Source organism: Bacteroidales bacterium (assembly GCA_021648725.1).
In the GTDB taxonomy this organism is placed as follows: domain Bacteria; phylum Bacteroidota; class Bacteroidia; order Bacteroidales; family JAADGE01; genus JAADGE01.
This window is the reverse complement of the sequence record JAKISF010000029.1, coordinates 14,473-29,024: the sequence shown is the minus strand read 5'-3', so window position 1 is coordinate 29,024 and position 14,552 is coordinate 14,473. Positions and strand designations below refer to the sequence as shown.

The window sequence follows — 14,552 nt, the reverse complement described above, 5'->3', positions numbered from 1 at the left end:
TTGGGGCATTTTATTAATATCCATACACACATAATTTCAGAGAACAAATATTCAATTCATAATTTGTTTCCCGAAGATGCAGAACAAATAAAAGAAGGACTTTTATATTCAATAGGTATTCATCCGTGGGAAGTTAAAAAAGGAGATATAAAAAAGCAGATAAGAATAGTTGAGACAGTTGCAATGAAAAAAAATATTCAAGCAATCGGAGAAATCGGATTAGACAGGTTGCGAGATAATTTTGATTTGCAAAAAGATGTTTTTTTAAAACAAATAATAATAGCAAAAGAGCAAAGTAAGCCGGTTATAATTCATTGTGTCAAAGCATTTTCGGAGTTGCTTGAAATTCTAAAAAAAGAAAAGTTAAATATTCCGATAATAATTCACAGGTATTCTGGAAACAAAACAATTGCAGACGAATTAATTAAACACGGTTGTTATTTATCTTTCGGTCATGAGTTGTTTAACCGGAAATCAAAAGTGCAAAGGATTTTTAAATCAATTTCGTTAAAACATATATTTTTAGAAACAGACGATTCCGAAGTTACAATTGAAGAAATTTACAAAAAAGCCGCAGAAATTCAAAAAACAGACGTTGAAGAAATTCAAAAAACTATTTTTTCTAATTTTAACAATTGTTTCAATATTTGACAATTAATATGAATAAAGGAAAAAATGCAAGAACAATATTATTGTTCGGAGAAGAAAAGTTTTCAAAACTTAAAAGTTCTCATGTTCTCATTGTCGGATTAGGCGGCGTGGGAGGATATGCCGCAGAGCAGCTGTGCCGAGCAGGAATCGGAAATCTTACTCTGATTGATGCAGATGTGGTTCTGGAAAGCAACTTTAACCGTCAAATTATTGCATTAAATTCAACCGTAGGAAAAAATAAAACAGATGTTTTGTGTAATCGGTTGAAAGAAATTAATTCAGAAATTATAATCAACACACACAATATTTTTATTTCCGAAGACAACATTAAAGAAATATTAATTTCTGAACACCCGGATTATGTAATAGATGCAATTGACACACTGACACCGAAAACCCATTTAATAAAAACGTGCTTAGAGCAAAAAAATCCGATTGTTTCTTCGATGGGTGCCGGAGGCAAAACAGACCCTCAAAAAATTCAAATTGCAGATATAGAAAAAACATTTAACTGTGCACTTGCCCGAAAATTGCGAAAACGTCTTCACAAATCCGACATCAGAACCGGCTTTAAGGCTGTTTTTTCTTCCGAAAAAGCAAAGCCCGAAGCAACTGTTCTTGAAAAAGCCCGAATAAAAAATCAAACTCGGGAACAGTTTCATATATGCCGGGTATTTTTGGTATGTTTTGTGCGTCGGTTGTAATACTTGATTTAATTGAAAAATAAAGAGAAATGCAAAAACTTATTTTAATACTTCTGATTACATTTTTTTTATTGAAGTCTTATGCACAAGATTTTACCGGCGGAATTATATTCGGCGTATGCGGAAGTCAGATTGACGGAGATAGTCAATCCCGCTATAAAAAACCGGGATTAATATTTGGTGCTTATGTTCAAAAACCAATATCTGATAACGGGGCATTAAAAATAGAAATGTATTATATCGGAAAAGGAGCTGTTTTTAACATTGATAATCCGGATGGTACTTTTTTTCAAGAATTTAATCATAGTTTGCATTATATTGAAATACCGGTATTATATAATTTAGAAATACATCCTAAAATTAATGTTGCGGTAGGAATTGCTTCTTCCTATTTATTTGCTCATAAATTTACATTAATAAAACAAGAAGTAGATAAAAATTATTATTCGATAAAAGATTTTGATTTTCAACCGATGGGGCAAGTAGATTTTTATTTAACAGACAGAATTTCCTCAAGTCTCAGAATATCATATTCCGCTTTAAGTATCAGGAATGATGATGTTTGGTATAATAATAATTTAAGTGTTGCCCTTAGATATACATTTGAATAATGCAAAAAAAGAAAATAGTTGTTGCAATAACGGGAGCATCCGGAATGATATATGCTCAAAGGCTTCTGCACAAGCTTTGTTCAGAAGAAATAAAACCTCAATTGTCAGAAGTTGCTCTTGTTTTTTCGGATAACGTAAAAGATATTTGGGACAATGAAATTAACACAGAAAAACTTTCAGATTTTAATTTTCCGGTTTTAGAAAATAACAACTTTTATGTTCCTTTTGCTTCCGGTTCTTCAGCTTTTGATGTTATGATTATAATTCCTTGTTCGATGGGAACATTGGGCAGAATTGCCGCCGGAACGTCTGAAAACTTAATCGGAAGAACCGCAGATGTAATGTTTAAAGAAAGGAAAAAAACTATTCTTGTAACACGAGAAATGCCCCTCAGTATAATACACATTAACAACATGAAAACGGTTACGGAAGCCGGCGGAATAATTTGTCCGGCATCTCCGACATTTTATAATCAGCCCGCAAATATTTCCGAATTAACCGATACAGTTGTGGAGCGTGTGTTGGATTTAGCCGGATTTAAACAAAAAGCAAAACGCTGGAAATAAAAAGAGGTCAGAAAACATTTTCCGACCTTTTTTGTAGAAGATTAATACGTTATTTTATTCCTAACTCTTTTTTAACGAATGCCGTAACATCATCAACATCGTTGAAGTATAAAAGAGCGTTTCTGTCAATAATAAATTTATAACCGTATTTTTTAGCAACAACTTCTAATGCACTGTCAAACTTTTTTCTTATTGGGTCGTACATCTCTTTTTGTTTCTTAATTGCGTCTTCTTGTGCCGAAACTTGAAATTTTTGGATGCGTTCTCCTAATGATTTTAATTCTTCAACTTTTGTTTCTTTCATTAGGTCAGAAAGAGTTGCTTCGTTCTTTTGATAGTCTGTAGCCTTCTTGTTATACTCTTCTTGCATACTTTTTATCTGGTCTTCCAGCTGTTTTACATAGGCAGTATAAATTGTATCTGCTTTTTGGACTTCCGGCATTTTTTTATAAACGGCATTTCCGTCAATATGTCCGTATTTGAATTTTTGAGCATTTAAGTTTGTTGCAGAAAAAACAAAAACAACTGCGAATAATAGTGCTAAATTTTTCATTTTTTATAAGTTTTTAATATTAAAATGTTTGCAAAGATATAATTTATATTGTGTGAGGCAAAATTTACGGGCTTTCGTTTTTTTAATATCCGTCAGGGTTTTGTTCTTTATGGTTAGAATTTCAAACCGACAACTAAAATGTCGTCATTTTGTATATTTTTTCCTTGCCATCGGTTTAATGTTTTAAGCATGTGGCTTCTTTGAACCGGGAATGCCCGTTGATTAACTTCTTCTAATAATTTTCTAAAGTTTTTCTTCATGAACTTGCTGTCGGTTTCTCCTCCGAACTGGTCTTGAAAGCCGTCGGTAAAAAGATATACGATATCATCTTTTTTTAGCTGTATTTTATGGTTTGCAAATTTTTGACCTTTTATTTTTTCATGTTGAAACGCACTGATTGAAATTCTGTCTGCTTTAACTTCTGTCATTTTTCCGTTTCGGAAAATTACTAAACTAATTCTTGCTCCGGCATATTCTAAAATATTTGCAGTCTTGTCGTATGTAATAACGGCCGCCTCCATTCCGTCTTTTATTTCCTCATCATTATCTTTTGCTAATCTTTTCCCTATTTCTTCCTGCATGAGGTTTAAAATTTCTGACGGCTTTTCTGTGTTTTCGTTAATAACAACATGGTTTAGCATATCGTAGCCGATAACAGAAATTAATGCTCCGGGAATACCGTGTCCGGTACAATCTGCTATTGCAAAAATTATTTTTTCTTCGTCTTCTTGTTTTTTGTTGTGAACCCAATAAAAATCACCGCCTAAAGTTTCTTTGGGTTTATTTAAAACAAAGCTGTCTTTGAATAGTGTATTGATATATTTTTCGTCCGGAATGTTTGCGTCTTGCAAATATTTAGCATAAACAATGCTGTCTTTAATTATTTTATTTTTTTGATTTACCTCATCCAGGGTTTTGTTCAAATCGTGGTTAATTGCCTCAATTTCATCTTTTTGTTCCGTAAGCATTTCGTTCTGATTTCTTACGTCTTTTGTTCTGCTTAAAATAATTCCTTCTAAATTAGAGCTTAAGCTTTCAAGTTCTTTATACATATCCACATTATCAATAGTTCCGATAATTTGGTCTGAAACATGTTTGAAAGCTTGAATTTTTTGTTTATTAAAAACGTGTTTTTTTTCTTCATTTTCAAAATATAAAACAGCACGTGTTTTTCCGGCAGCTTTTAGAGAAAGGCACGCTGCCGATTTTGGTCGGAATTTTGAAATGTATGAAGAGTTAAACAACTTACTTCCGACAGGGCTTGAAACAATTATTTCTTCTTTTTCAATTACTTCGTTTATTAATTCTGAAGGAAATCTGTCTTTTGTTTCTGTTCGAGAATCAATTTCAGGGAATTCGGACTTATAAATAACCGTATTATCTGCAACAGAAAACAAAATTCCCCTTGTTCCGGTTGCGTGTTCGGTAAGTATTTCTAAAGAACTTACATAGTCAAATGATTTCTTTTCGAGAAGGCTGTTTTTAATATCATCTAAATCTGCTGTCATTTTATTCAGCTCTTCTGTTTTCTTATATAAATTAGAAAAGTTAAATGAGAGAAGATAAGATTGAGAAAAAATAAAAATAAACATTCCTACGGGTGTCAAAAACATTGTGTCAATGATATCGGAAACATAAAGAATATCATTTACTGCCGAAAGCAGTAAAAGGAAGGTTCCCAAAAACGGTATTAACGCCCCCTCTTTTTTCTTGACAATTCCTCGGATTTGTGCATATATAATATACAGCATTGTAAGGGTTGCCGTGGCAATAAAAACCAAAAGAGTAAAAGAGTATGTTAAAAGGTCGGTAAATAAAACAAAAACAGTAAGAGAAAGGTTTATGCCGATTAATATTTGTACATACAGCTTCGATATTTCTTCTTCATATATTTTATAAAAAAACAAGACCAAAAATGTTGATCGCATGAAGTTGCTTATATAATCTGTCTTTTTTAATGTTGCCCACGACATATCCGGAAAGGTTGCCGTAAGTATCATCTCCCCGTTTACCGATATGCTGATTATTTCGGAAATTAATAATAGTCCGAAAAACAGCAAAGAATAGTCTTTTCTTTTTACAAAGTATAGTCCGAAATGGAATACTGCCATTATTAATAAAACACCGACTATGAAAATTTCGACACCTCTTTTTGTCTTTGTTTTATTTGTTATTTGGTTGGGCAAGCCCAGGCTTATCGGACTGTCAATTCCGCCCTTTCTGTGACTGAAGTTTGAAACTTGCACAGTAATATCAAAAGAGTTTCCGGAGGCATTAAAAAACTTATATCGTGTATTTTGAGCCGGAGAATATAGATTTTCTTTTTCTGCTGTTTTTCCGCAATGAACCAAAGTGTCATTGTTTACCCACAACACATAGGCCGTTTCTATTCGTTTTAGGCGAAGGGCAAGGATGCCGATGCTGTCAGGAATTAAAACTTTTAAATGATATGTTCCGTATCCGATATTGAAATTATCTTCTTTGTTAAAAAAAGATTTGTTCCAGAGTGAGGGAACTTTTACAAACTTTGCATTGTTGACAGAGCCCGAAGAAAAATCGGCAGGGGTATATAGTTTTTCCGGATAAAACTCCCATGTTCCGTTTAAGTCAATTATCCCTGTTTCTTTAAAATTATATTTTTTCAAATCGATAACCCCTTTTTTTGCTTCTTGTTGAGCAAAAACAGGATTAAAAAAGATTGATGCAAAAAGCAACAGAAAATAAAACTTATATGTAAATGCTGTTTTCAAAATATAATTCCTGCAATTAATATGTCGTCTGTTTGTGTTTCTTCGGACTTCCAAGCATCCAATGTTTTTTCCAGTGTTCTTTTTTGAACATCCGGAGATTCTTTATGAACAGACATTAATAAATTTCTAAATTGTTTTTTCATAAACTTTTTTCCCGATAACGCTCCTACCTGATCAATAAACCCGTCGGTAAATAAATATATAACATCACCTTTTTTTACGGAAATTCTTCTGTTTGTATAATATCGGTTTCCGTTTTTTGTTTCTGAAAAGTTTGAGTTGCCGATTGAAACCGGAGACCCTTTAATTTCTGCTAAGCTGTTTTCATGCACAAAGTATATCGAATTTTGAGCTCCGGAAAACACAATTTCATTTTTTGCTGAATTATAGGAAATAACAGCCAAGTCAATTCCTCCGACTTCTTCCTCTTTCGAAATTCGCTCGGAAAAGCCGGTTTGTACAGCATTTAAAATTTGCTTAGGAGATTTGATTTTTTTATATAAAACGGCATCATTTAATAGTTCATGTCCGATAATAGACATTAATGCTCCGGAAACACCATGTCCGGTAGAGTCTGCAACAACAAAGACGCTTTCTGTATCATTAATTTTTTTAAACCAGAAAAAATCTCCTCCGATATTATCTCGAAGCTTAAGAAAAACAAAGCTGTCAGGAAAAACGTCTTTAATTTCTTGCTCTTTAGGCAAAAAAGCATATTGAATTTTTCCTGCATATTGAATCCCGTCATTTATTTCTTGGTTTTGTTTTTCAAGGTTTTCTTTAATTTTTTGTGTTTGGTCGTTTTGTAGCTCAATTTTCTCTCTTATGTTTTTTAATTCCACATTTCTGAGCATAATTTCTTTTGTTACCTCTTGCACCTTTTCTTCTAAGCTTTTATTAAACTTTTTAAGCTTATTGTAAGACGTATAATTATCCATAAAAATAAGAACTTGCGGCATTATTGCTTGCAATATCTCATTACTCTTCTCCACAAACCCCGGTATTATATTGTAATTTTCAAAATATAAAAGTGCCGGAACATCGCTGTCTTTTTCGAAAGGATAAACAAAAACAGACTTAATGCCGGCTTCTTCAAAATAAACGATTTCTTTTGCTTTCAAATTTCCCGTTCCCAATGTATATACGGGGGACTTTGATGAAATAGCCTTTTTAACACTAATTGCAGAAAAGTAAACATTCTCTTTTTCTGAAAACATTTTTACTTTCATGCTTTTTACCGTTTCTTCTGTTTTTATATATTCGTTTGTAGCAACCCACTCATTCTTCTGTGAAATAAAGATTAGTGCCCTGTCTGCACCGACTGCTTCCGAAATAGCTTTTAGGGGAGCTTTTAGATTGTATGATTTTGCAGAAAAAAATGCATCTTTAATTTTTCCTTGAACAAGCAATTTTTCTGTCAGGGTTTTAATAAACTGAAAAGCTTTTGAGTTTTGAATTGAAATCAAGTAAGAATGAAAAATAATAAAAATAAACACCCCGAATGTGCTGAGAGAAATTGTTTGTATAATTTGATATTCTTTAAGGATGTCATTAATTACAGTCAGCATAAGTATAAAAATTCCCAAAAAAGAGAAAAGAGCTCCGGCTTTTTTTGCAGCCAATGCTTTAATTTGTCCGATAATTAAGTATATTAAAACAAAGGCGGTAATAATAAAAAACCCGATTAAAACATGGCTGTATATAGCTGCCGGAGTTACAATAATTAATATTTGTATTGCAACAACAATTATTGTTACGGCATTAATAACGTATTTGTTAAGAAATTCTTTAAAAGAGACATAAATAAAGAGAACAAAAAACAAAACCCTAAGATAATTGGCACTATGAATTATTTTTAAAAGAACTTCCCAACTAAATTCAGGATATATTTTTGTAATTAATATCTCTCCGTCTCCGAGGATGAAAAGAGCAGAAAATATTAATGTTAATGCAAAAAACAAATTTGACTTATCATTTTTTCGGAAAAAGAACATTGCCAAATGATAAGATGCCATAATCAGCAACACTCCCAATAAAAATATGGTCATGGCAGAAATACTCCAAGAATATTCGGTAATATTTTCTGCCCTTCCGAATATTAACGGGTTTTCAATACCGCCCTTTTTGTGATAAAAATTGCTGACTTGAATAACTATTTCTGCAGTTTCTTGATTTGCTTTAAAAATAATATCATCGGAAGACCATTTTGCAGAAGATGTTTTTTTGGTTTTTCCTACAACACCGTTTGTATGAAACAAAACACTATTAATCCAAATTTTATACGATGATTGAATTCTGATAATATTTATTGCATATAGCTCCCCCTTTTTTAAAGATTTTATTTTTAACCGGTACGTTCCGTATCCCTTTGCTCCTCGGTCTAAGCTTTTATTCCACAAACAGGGAACCTCAAGATAAGTCGGTTTCTTTATTTTATTATTGTTAAAGTCTGTCGGGGTGTAAAGTTCAGAGTCATAAAACTCCCATTTTCCGCTGAGGGGAATATTTTCGGTTTCGATGCTGATTTGAGAAAGGTCTATTGCAGCATTTTTCACAAGGTTTTGAGATGTTAGCCGGTTAAGAGATAATATAAATATTACCAAAAAAAGCAGACTTTTATGGATGTTTTTTAACAGCTTCATTTCAAAGCACTAACTTAAAGATTAATTTTAAGAAAAGAAAATTTTTTACAGAAATTAAATCTGTACTTTATTCTCCCCGATATAATTTCAATGTTTCCGGTTTCAAATTTTCATGTCAAAAAACGGCCCTTACACTTAACCCTCCGGAATGAATTATTTTATTTTCTTCTGACTTTCTTCCGGAATAATTCAATTCTAATTGTAAATATTTTGTAATTTTTTTATACCACCCGGCTGACCAGATATAGTTTTTCCCGGGCATTAAGCCGTCCAACATTTCATAAGAAACAGGGGTGTTTGTTGTTCCCGAAAATTTTATATTAACAAAGTCAAATTTTAGCATGAGAGTTCCTTGATTTTGACCGGAGGCTTTATACTCGCTGCCGACAGAGTAAAAATTTGCATTTTCTTCTCCGGAAATATTATTTTTATTTTTAATTGAAAAATTTGCCGACAAGTCCGTTTTTTTATTAACCCTATATGTTGCTGTTGCCAGATTACTAATGTAGTTGATGTTGTAATTGTTTTCTTCAAAAAACTCAGAACTATAAGTTTTTTGCCCTTTCTTTAATACATCAGAAAAAATAAATGTTTCAAATTTTTGACTTATCGCAAAGTTGTAAAAACTGTTTGTTCTGGCATCAACACCGTTAATCAATAACAATTTACTTTCGTTTAGTGTGTAAATAAGATTCAAAATTGTTTTTGTCGGTTTAATATTTAATCTTAAATTATTGTTTAATCTGCTTGTTAATGACAACAGTCCGGAGTCCGGAAGCTGTATACTATAATAAGAAGAATTGTTATTTATTTTTCGGTTATGTTTATACGCAAACTTATTTGAAAAGTTTGACAAAAGTTTTTTTACTCCGCGTTCTTTAAACCAAATTCGACGAGGATTTACTCCGAAAACAATATTAAGGCTTTGGTTATAAACACGCCTGTATTGATTTGTGGGCAAAGAAACCCGAATATAGTCTGCCTCATCTTGAAAGTTTGCTTTTACAAACTCATTCAGTTCCTTAATGCTGTTACCGTTAAAATCCTCCCAGGTAAAGATCCCTTGTCCGTTTTGCACTTCTATGTAAGAAAACTCTCTGACAAGTTCATTTCCGGAAACGTGTTCCAAAAAAAACGAACTTGATATTGCTCCCTTATATATTTTTATGCTGTGTTCAAGCCTGCCTGTTAATGTTTTTTCTTCGCTTTTTTTGTTTGTGCTTGAATCTGCAAAATGTAAGGTTCTGTATGTTATATTCGTTTTTAATCTTTGTGAAGATGTTTTAAAAATTACTCCTGAAAATTTGTAATCACGAGATTTAGAATTAAGGTTCAAGCCACTTTCTCGAGGAAGAAAATCTTCTCTGCTTGAATAGCTTAAAGTAATCGGGGCATTAACTTTTGCAGAAGCCTTAATAAAAATTTCCGGTTGATTGTAACGAAAAGAAGTAAGCGAGAGATTGTTGTTACCCAATGAATAAAAAACATTTTTTTCTCCGGAGTTTCTTAACCCGACAGTAAGGTTTTTTCCTTTTCTTTCAAGCTTAAAATCATACCTGACAAATTCAGATTTGTGGGCTGTATCTGTTGCTGTTAATCGGTTTACATCAGCAAAAAAAGACAACTTTTTTTTATTAACATCTACAAATATTTTATTTTTGTTTCCTGAATAATTATTTTTCCTGTCTAATATATCAGTATATAATCCGAGTTTTCCGAAATCTTTTTTCTTATATTCCAAAAAGAAATTCAAAACAGACTCATTATTTGTGCCGTATAAAGAAGGCAGATTCCAATCTCTTTCAAATTCTGTACTTTTAAATGGTTCAAAAGCATTAAAGTTTTTATGTGTAAAATAATAATCTGCACCAAAATTCAATTTAACAACTCCGGTATCTTTTTTTAAAAGATTTTTTCGTATTCCCAGCTTAAAAGCATAACCCAAATTGTCCTCGTCTCCTTTTGCAGAAAATGTATTTATATCGTTATTTGTAATCGCGGTTTCAAAATTTAAAACAGCCTTTTTTATCGTAAAGTTCCCTCCGGCACTAAGCATTTGTTTTTTCTTTGGGCTGACGAGAACTTTAACCGGCTCGTAACTTCCTTGTAAGATCCCGTTTTCCGGAGCAACCCATTCATATACCCTTCCGTTTGCTCCGGATTGAATTCTGGTATAATATCCTGAGTTTTCTCCCACGTAAGAAAATCCTATTCTGTAGTTTGCCGGAATGCTGTCAGCAGAGAAAACATATATATCTTCGAAAGTTGCGGCATTCACAACCGTGTCTGTTTTTCTGTATAAAATTTCATTAGAATTAAATGTATCAATTTTTGAAATATTATAAACAACGGCTTCAGATAAATTATCTCCGATATTGCTAAGAAGATATTTTTGTTCGACTGTTAAGTCTTGTCGGAGATTTTGGTTTTTTGCATCCTGGTCAGAAAAAAGGTTAATATAAAACATTGAATTTTTTCTCTTAATTTTTGTTTCGGAGCTTATTATAAACTCAGCATAACTCAACTCGGAGTATTCAAATTCAGCAATAATTCTTGTGTCTTTCGTAATCGGTCTGTTTGCCGTAAATGTAAGTTCCGCAGAATTATAATCTATAATATAATCGTTTTCAAATCCGCGAGACAATAATTCTCCGTCAATATATATTTTTTCACTTCCGGATAAAACAACAACATACATTTCGTTGTTTGTGCCGTCTAACTTATAAGGTCCTTGGTTTCCTTCAACTGCTATAATTTTCTGTCGGTTAAAATTTCCTTTTGATACCGCTGTGTTTAATGTTGTTTCTACAGTATGATTTTTTTTTGTTACTATGTTTGTGTAAAATCCGGCACCTTGAACCTTTTTATGAAAATTCATAAAATAGCCTGCCGGCTTGATTATTTCAAAGTCTCCGACTGTCAGCTTGCTGTTTTCTGACGACAGTTCAATAAAAACCTTGTCAAACTCTCTTAAATATTGAGATGTTCCGTCTGATTGAACAGGGATATTGTTGTCTGAGATATTTGCAGAAATTGAAACATCAGAGCTTATTTTTCCAGACAACTGTAAGTTAAAATTTGAATTAACGGAAACATCTTGATTGTTTCCGAAATTTATTCCCCTTGAAAAGCTTCCCGCTTTTGTTAGTTGAGAGTTAGAAAGAAAGCTTTCTTGTTCATCATCAGGAATATATCTTTTTTTAATGCTTTTGCCGACATTTTCCTCCGATAAGTTAATGTTTTTATGAAAGTATGAACTATAAAAGTTGAATAAAAAAACACGGTATTTTATTTTAAGCATTGCTCTTTCGGGCAACAAAGCCGTGCGTTTAAACAAAAGTGTTGCTTCGGCATAGTTTACAATATACCTGTCGGAAGAAATGAGCTTGTTCTGAAAATAAACCTCTAAACTTCCGGGAACAACCCCTGTTGCATTAAATGTTATTGTATCAGAAACAAATTCAATTTCTTTTTCAAAAAGATTGGTTAAAGTTTGAGCATTAATAATTTGCACAAACACAATCAGCAGTAATACCAAAAGATGTTTCTTCATTAATTATAAAATTCTTACAGTAAGTAAAAAACGAAAATAATTACTAATATTGCAACAAATGTCAGAAAAAACGAAAATATTAATATTTATTGATTGGTTTTTACCCGGATACAAAGCCGGAGGACCAATAAGAAGTGTCGCAAATATTATAAATACCCTTTCGCACATTTTCGATTTTTACATAGTAACTTCCGACAGAGATTTAGGAGATGAGTTCCCGTATAAAAACATTGAGACTAACAAAGCAATAAGACGGACGAATTACACAATAACTTATTTAGCCCGGGGAAATCAAAACATTAAAAGCTATAAAAAGATTTTAAAAAGTCTAAACCCCGACAAGGTCTATTTAAACAGTCTTTTTTCTTTTCGGTTTTCTGTTTTGCCCTTGATTGCTTCAAAAAAACACATTTTTCCAAGTTCCGTAATTTTGGCACCGAGAGGGATGCTCGGAAAAGGTGCAATAAATTTAAAAAAAACAAAAAAATCCGGTTTCTTAAAATTAAGCAGCCTTTTTAAACTGTACTCCGGGATTACATGGCATGCTACAACACAAGATGAAGCAAAGGATATAAAAAACACGATTAGTAAGAAAGCAAAAGTTATTAACGTTGGGAATATTCCTACAAAACCAAAAAACTATTTTAAAAAGAAAAAGACAACAGAAACAAAATTTGTTTTTATTTCTCGCATTTCAAAAAAGAAAAACCTTTTATTTGCAATTGAGTTGTTAAAGGGGCTCAATACCGAAACAAAGGTTGTATTTGATATTTTTGGTCCGGAGGAAGACTTTGATTATAAAAAACAATGTGACAATATTATTTTTGCGTTACCGAAAAACATTTCTGTTAAATTTAAAGGAGAACTGTCCCACGATGAGGTTGAAAACACATTAAGAAACTATCATTTTTTCTTATTCCCGACATTACACGAAAATTACGGGCATGCAGTTTTTGAAGCCCTTTCTGCCTCTTGTCCTGTTGTTTTGAGCAAAAACACACCTTGGAAAAATCTTGAAGAAAAAAAAATCGGGTGGGATATAAATTTGAATGATAAAGAAAAGTTTCAAACAAGAATTCAAAAATGTATTGAAATGAAACAGGAAGAATATGATACTATGTCAGAAAATGCGTTTAATTTTGCAAAAGATTTTTTCGAAAGTTCACAGGCAGTAAAAGACACACAAAAAATGTTTGAAGATGAATAAAACAAATCTTTCAAAATTTGATAATTCTTGGTATAAGCCCGGAGCAAATATCGTTAAAAGAACTTTATGGTATTTTACAAATGTTTTGTTTTTTCTTAATCCTTGGAATCCGGTTAGTTCTTTAAAAATTTTTTTGCTTAGACTTTTCGGGGCAAAAGTCGGCAAAGGGGTTATTATAAAACCTTCCGTTAACATAAAATACCCATGGAGGCTTTTTGTAGGAAACCATGTTTGGATTGGCGAAAAAGTTTGGATTGATAATCTTGCAAATGTTGTAATAGACGATAATGTAAGCATTTCACAAGGAGCAATGCTGCTTTGCGGAAACCATAATTATAAAAAAACCACTTTTGACCTAATAGTCGGAGAAATAAAGTTTGAAGAAGGTGTTTGGATTGGAGCTCACAGCATTGTTACTCCCGGAACTACGTGTAAAACACATTCAATTTTAGCAGTTAACTCTGTTGCAACAAAAGATTTAGAAGCTTATACTATTTATCAAGGAAATCCGGCTGTTGGAGTCAGAAAAAGAACGATTGAACAATGAAAATTTCAATTATAACAGCAACATACAACAGTCAAGATACAATTTTAGATACAATCCTGTCGGCAGCATCCCAAACATATTCAGATATTGAACATATAATAATTGACGGAAAATCTACAGATAACACACTTTCAATTATAAATGATAATTCGGAGAAAATTTCTAAAATAATAAGCGAGTCGGATGAAGGAATTTATGATGCATTAAACAAAGGAATTAAAAATGCAACCGGTGATGTGATCTGTTTTTTACATGCTGATGATATTTATACAGACCATACAATAATTGAAAAAGCAGCAAAACTATTTTCAGAAAAACAAACAGACAGCATATATGGAGATCTGCAATATGTTGCAAAGGGAGACACAAGTAAAATTATACGGTACTGGAAATCCGGAGAGTTCAGTTTTTCTAAATTAAAAAAAGCTTGGATGCCGCCGCATCCGACTTTCTTTGTTAAAAAAGAAGTCTATGATAAATTCGGGCTGTTTGATACAAGTTTCAGAATTGCTGCTGATTACGATATCATTCTTCGTTTTCTCGGAAAACATAAGATATCAACGGCATACCTGCCGGAAGTGCTGATTAAAATGAGAGTCGGCGGAGAAAGTAATAAAAGCATTAAACATATCTTCAAGAAAATGAAAGAAGATGTTAAAGCTTTAAAAAAGAACAAACTTGGTAATTGGCATACCGTTCTGTTAAAGAATATCATCAAAATTCCTCAATTGTTCAAAAAATAAAACCGGCTCATCCGATTATTTTCTT

The 14,552-nt window shown here is 32.3% G+C and carries 10 protein-coding genes and 1 pseudogene; 7 read left to right on the top strand and 4 right to left on the bottom strand.

What is annotated here, in order from left to right:
* From L3J35_10685 to L3J35_10670, 4 genes and pseudogenes are all read left to right on the top strand, one after another.
* A complete protein-coding gene (locus L3J35_10685) occupies window positions 1-651 on the top strand; it encodes a TatD family hydrolase (protein ID MCF6366654.1) in 651 nt (216 codons plus the stop codon).
* Window positions 652-659: 8 nt separating this feature from the next.
* Window positions 660-1,378 (top strand): annotated as a pseudogene (locus L3J35_10680) (tRNA threonylcarbamoyladenosine dehydratase).
* 6 nt (window positions 1,379-1,384) lie between these two features.
* A complete protein-coding gene (locus L3J35_10675) occupies window positions 1,385-1,966 on the top strand; it encodes a PorT family protein (GenBank protein MCF6366653.1) in 582 nt (193 codons plus the stop codon).
* On the top strand, window positions 1,966-2,532 hold the full coding sequence (locus tag L3J35_10670; protein MCF6366652.1) for a UbiX family flavin prenyltransferase: 567 nt from the start codon (window positions 1,966-1,968) through the stop codon (window positions 2,530-2,532). The genes L3J35_10675 and L3J35_10670 overlap by 1 nt, the downstream gene beginning before the upstream one ends.
* A 49-nt stretch (window positions 2,533-2,581) precedes the next feature.
* On the opposite strand, the gene L3J35_10665 is transcribed toward L3J35_10670, so the two are convergent.
* The 4 genes from L3J35_10665 to L3J35_10650 all read right to left on the bottom strand — a co-directional run bounded on the left by L3J35_10665 (window position 2,582) and on the right by L3J35_10650 (window position 12,030).
* The gene (locus tag L3J35_10665; GenBank protein ID MCF6366651.1) at window positions 2,582-3,085 is read right to left on the bottom strand and encodes an OmpH family outer membrane protein; all 504 of its coding nucleotides are present in this window, start codon (window positions 3,083-3,085) and stop codon (window positions 2,582-2,584) included.
* 113 nt (window positions 3,086-3,198) lie between these two features.
* Window positions 3,199-5,835 carry a SpoIIE family protein phosphatase gene (locus L3J35_10660; GenBank protein ID MCF6366650.1) on the bottom strand — a complete coding sequence of 879 codons (2,637 nt, stop codon included), beginning with the start codon at window positions 5,833-5,835 and terminating at the stop codon, window positions 3,199-3,201.
* Window positions 5,832-8,390, bottom strand: coding sequence for a SpoIIE family protein phosphatase (locus tag L3J35_10655; GenBank protein ID MCF6366649.1), 2,559 nt, complete (start codon window positions 8,388-8,390; stop codon window positions 5,832-5,834). The genes L3J35_10660 and L3J35_10655 overlap by 4 nt, the downstream gene beginning before the upstream one ends.
* A 202-nt stretch (window positions 8,391-8,592) precedes the next feature.
* The gene (locus L3J35_10650) at window positions 8,593-12,030 is read right to left on the bottom strand and encodes a hypothetical protein (protein ID MCF6366648.1); all 3,438 of its coding nucleotides are present in this window, start codon (window positions 12,028-12,030) and stop codon (window positions 8,593-8,595) included.
* 58 nt (window positions 12,031-12,088) lie between these two features.
* Here L3J35_10650 and L3J35_10645 point away from each other — a divergent pair, with 58 nt between their 5' ends.
* From L3J35_10645 to L3J35_10635, 3 genes are read left to right on the top strand one after another with little or no spacing between them, the layout of a single operon-like run.
* Window positions 12,089-13,237, top strand: coding sequence for a glycosyltransferase (locus L3J35_10645; GenBank protein ID MCF6366647.1), 1,149 nt, complete (start codon window positions 12,089-12,091; stop codon window positions 13,235-13,237).
* Window positions 13,230-13,784 carry a WcaF family extracellular polysaccharide biosynthesis acetyltransferase gene (locus tag L3J35_10640; GenBank protein ID MCF6366646.1) on the top strand — a complete coding sequence of 185 codons (555 nt, stop codon included), beginning with the start codon at window positions 13,230-13,232 and terminating at the stop codon, window positions 13,782-13,784. The genes L3J35_10645 and L3J35_10640 overlap by 8 nt, the downstream gene beginning before the upstream one ends.
* Window positions 13,781-14,527, top strand: a complete 747-nt coding sequence (locus L3J35_10635) for a glycosyltransferase (GenBank protein MCF6366645.1) — start codon at window positions 13,781-13,783, stop codon at window positions 14,525-14,527. The genes L3J35_10640 and L3J35_10635 overlap by 4 nt, the downstream gene beginning before the upstream one ends.
* Window positions 14,528-14,552: the final 25 nt, after the last annotated feature.

Excerpts from the sequence above, each read along its gene's own strand:
- L3J35_10640 (MCF6366646.1), top strand. The coding sequence starts at position 13,230 with ATGAATAAAACAAATCTTTCAAAATTTGATAATTCTTGGTATAAGCCC.
- L3J35_10665 (MCF6366651.1), bottom strand. The coding sequence starts at position 3,085 with ATGAAAAATTTAGCACTATTATTCGCAGTTGTTTTTGTTTTTTCTGCA.
- L3J35_10635 (MCF6366645.1), top strand. The coding sequence starts at position 13,781 with ATGAAAATTTCAATTATAACAGCAACATACAACAGTCAAGATACAATT.
- L3J35_10645 (MCF6366647.1), top strand. The coding sequence starts at position 12,089 with ATGTCAGAAAAAACGAAAATATTAATATTTATTGATTGGTTTTTACCC.
- L3J35_10670 (MCF6366652.1), top strand. The coding sequence starts at position 1,966 with ATGCAAAAAAAGAAAATAGTTGTTGCAATAACGGGAGCATCCGGAATG.
- L3J35_10650 (MCF6366648.1), bottom strand. The coding sequence starts at position 12,030 with ATGAAGAAACATCTTTTGGTATTACTGCTGATTGTGTTTGTGCAAATT.
- L3J35_10675 (MCF6366653.1), top strand. The coding sequence starts at position 1,385 with ATGCAAAAACTTATTTTAATACTTCTGATTACATTTTTTTTATTGAAG.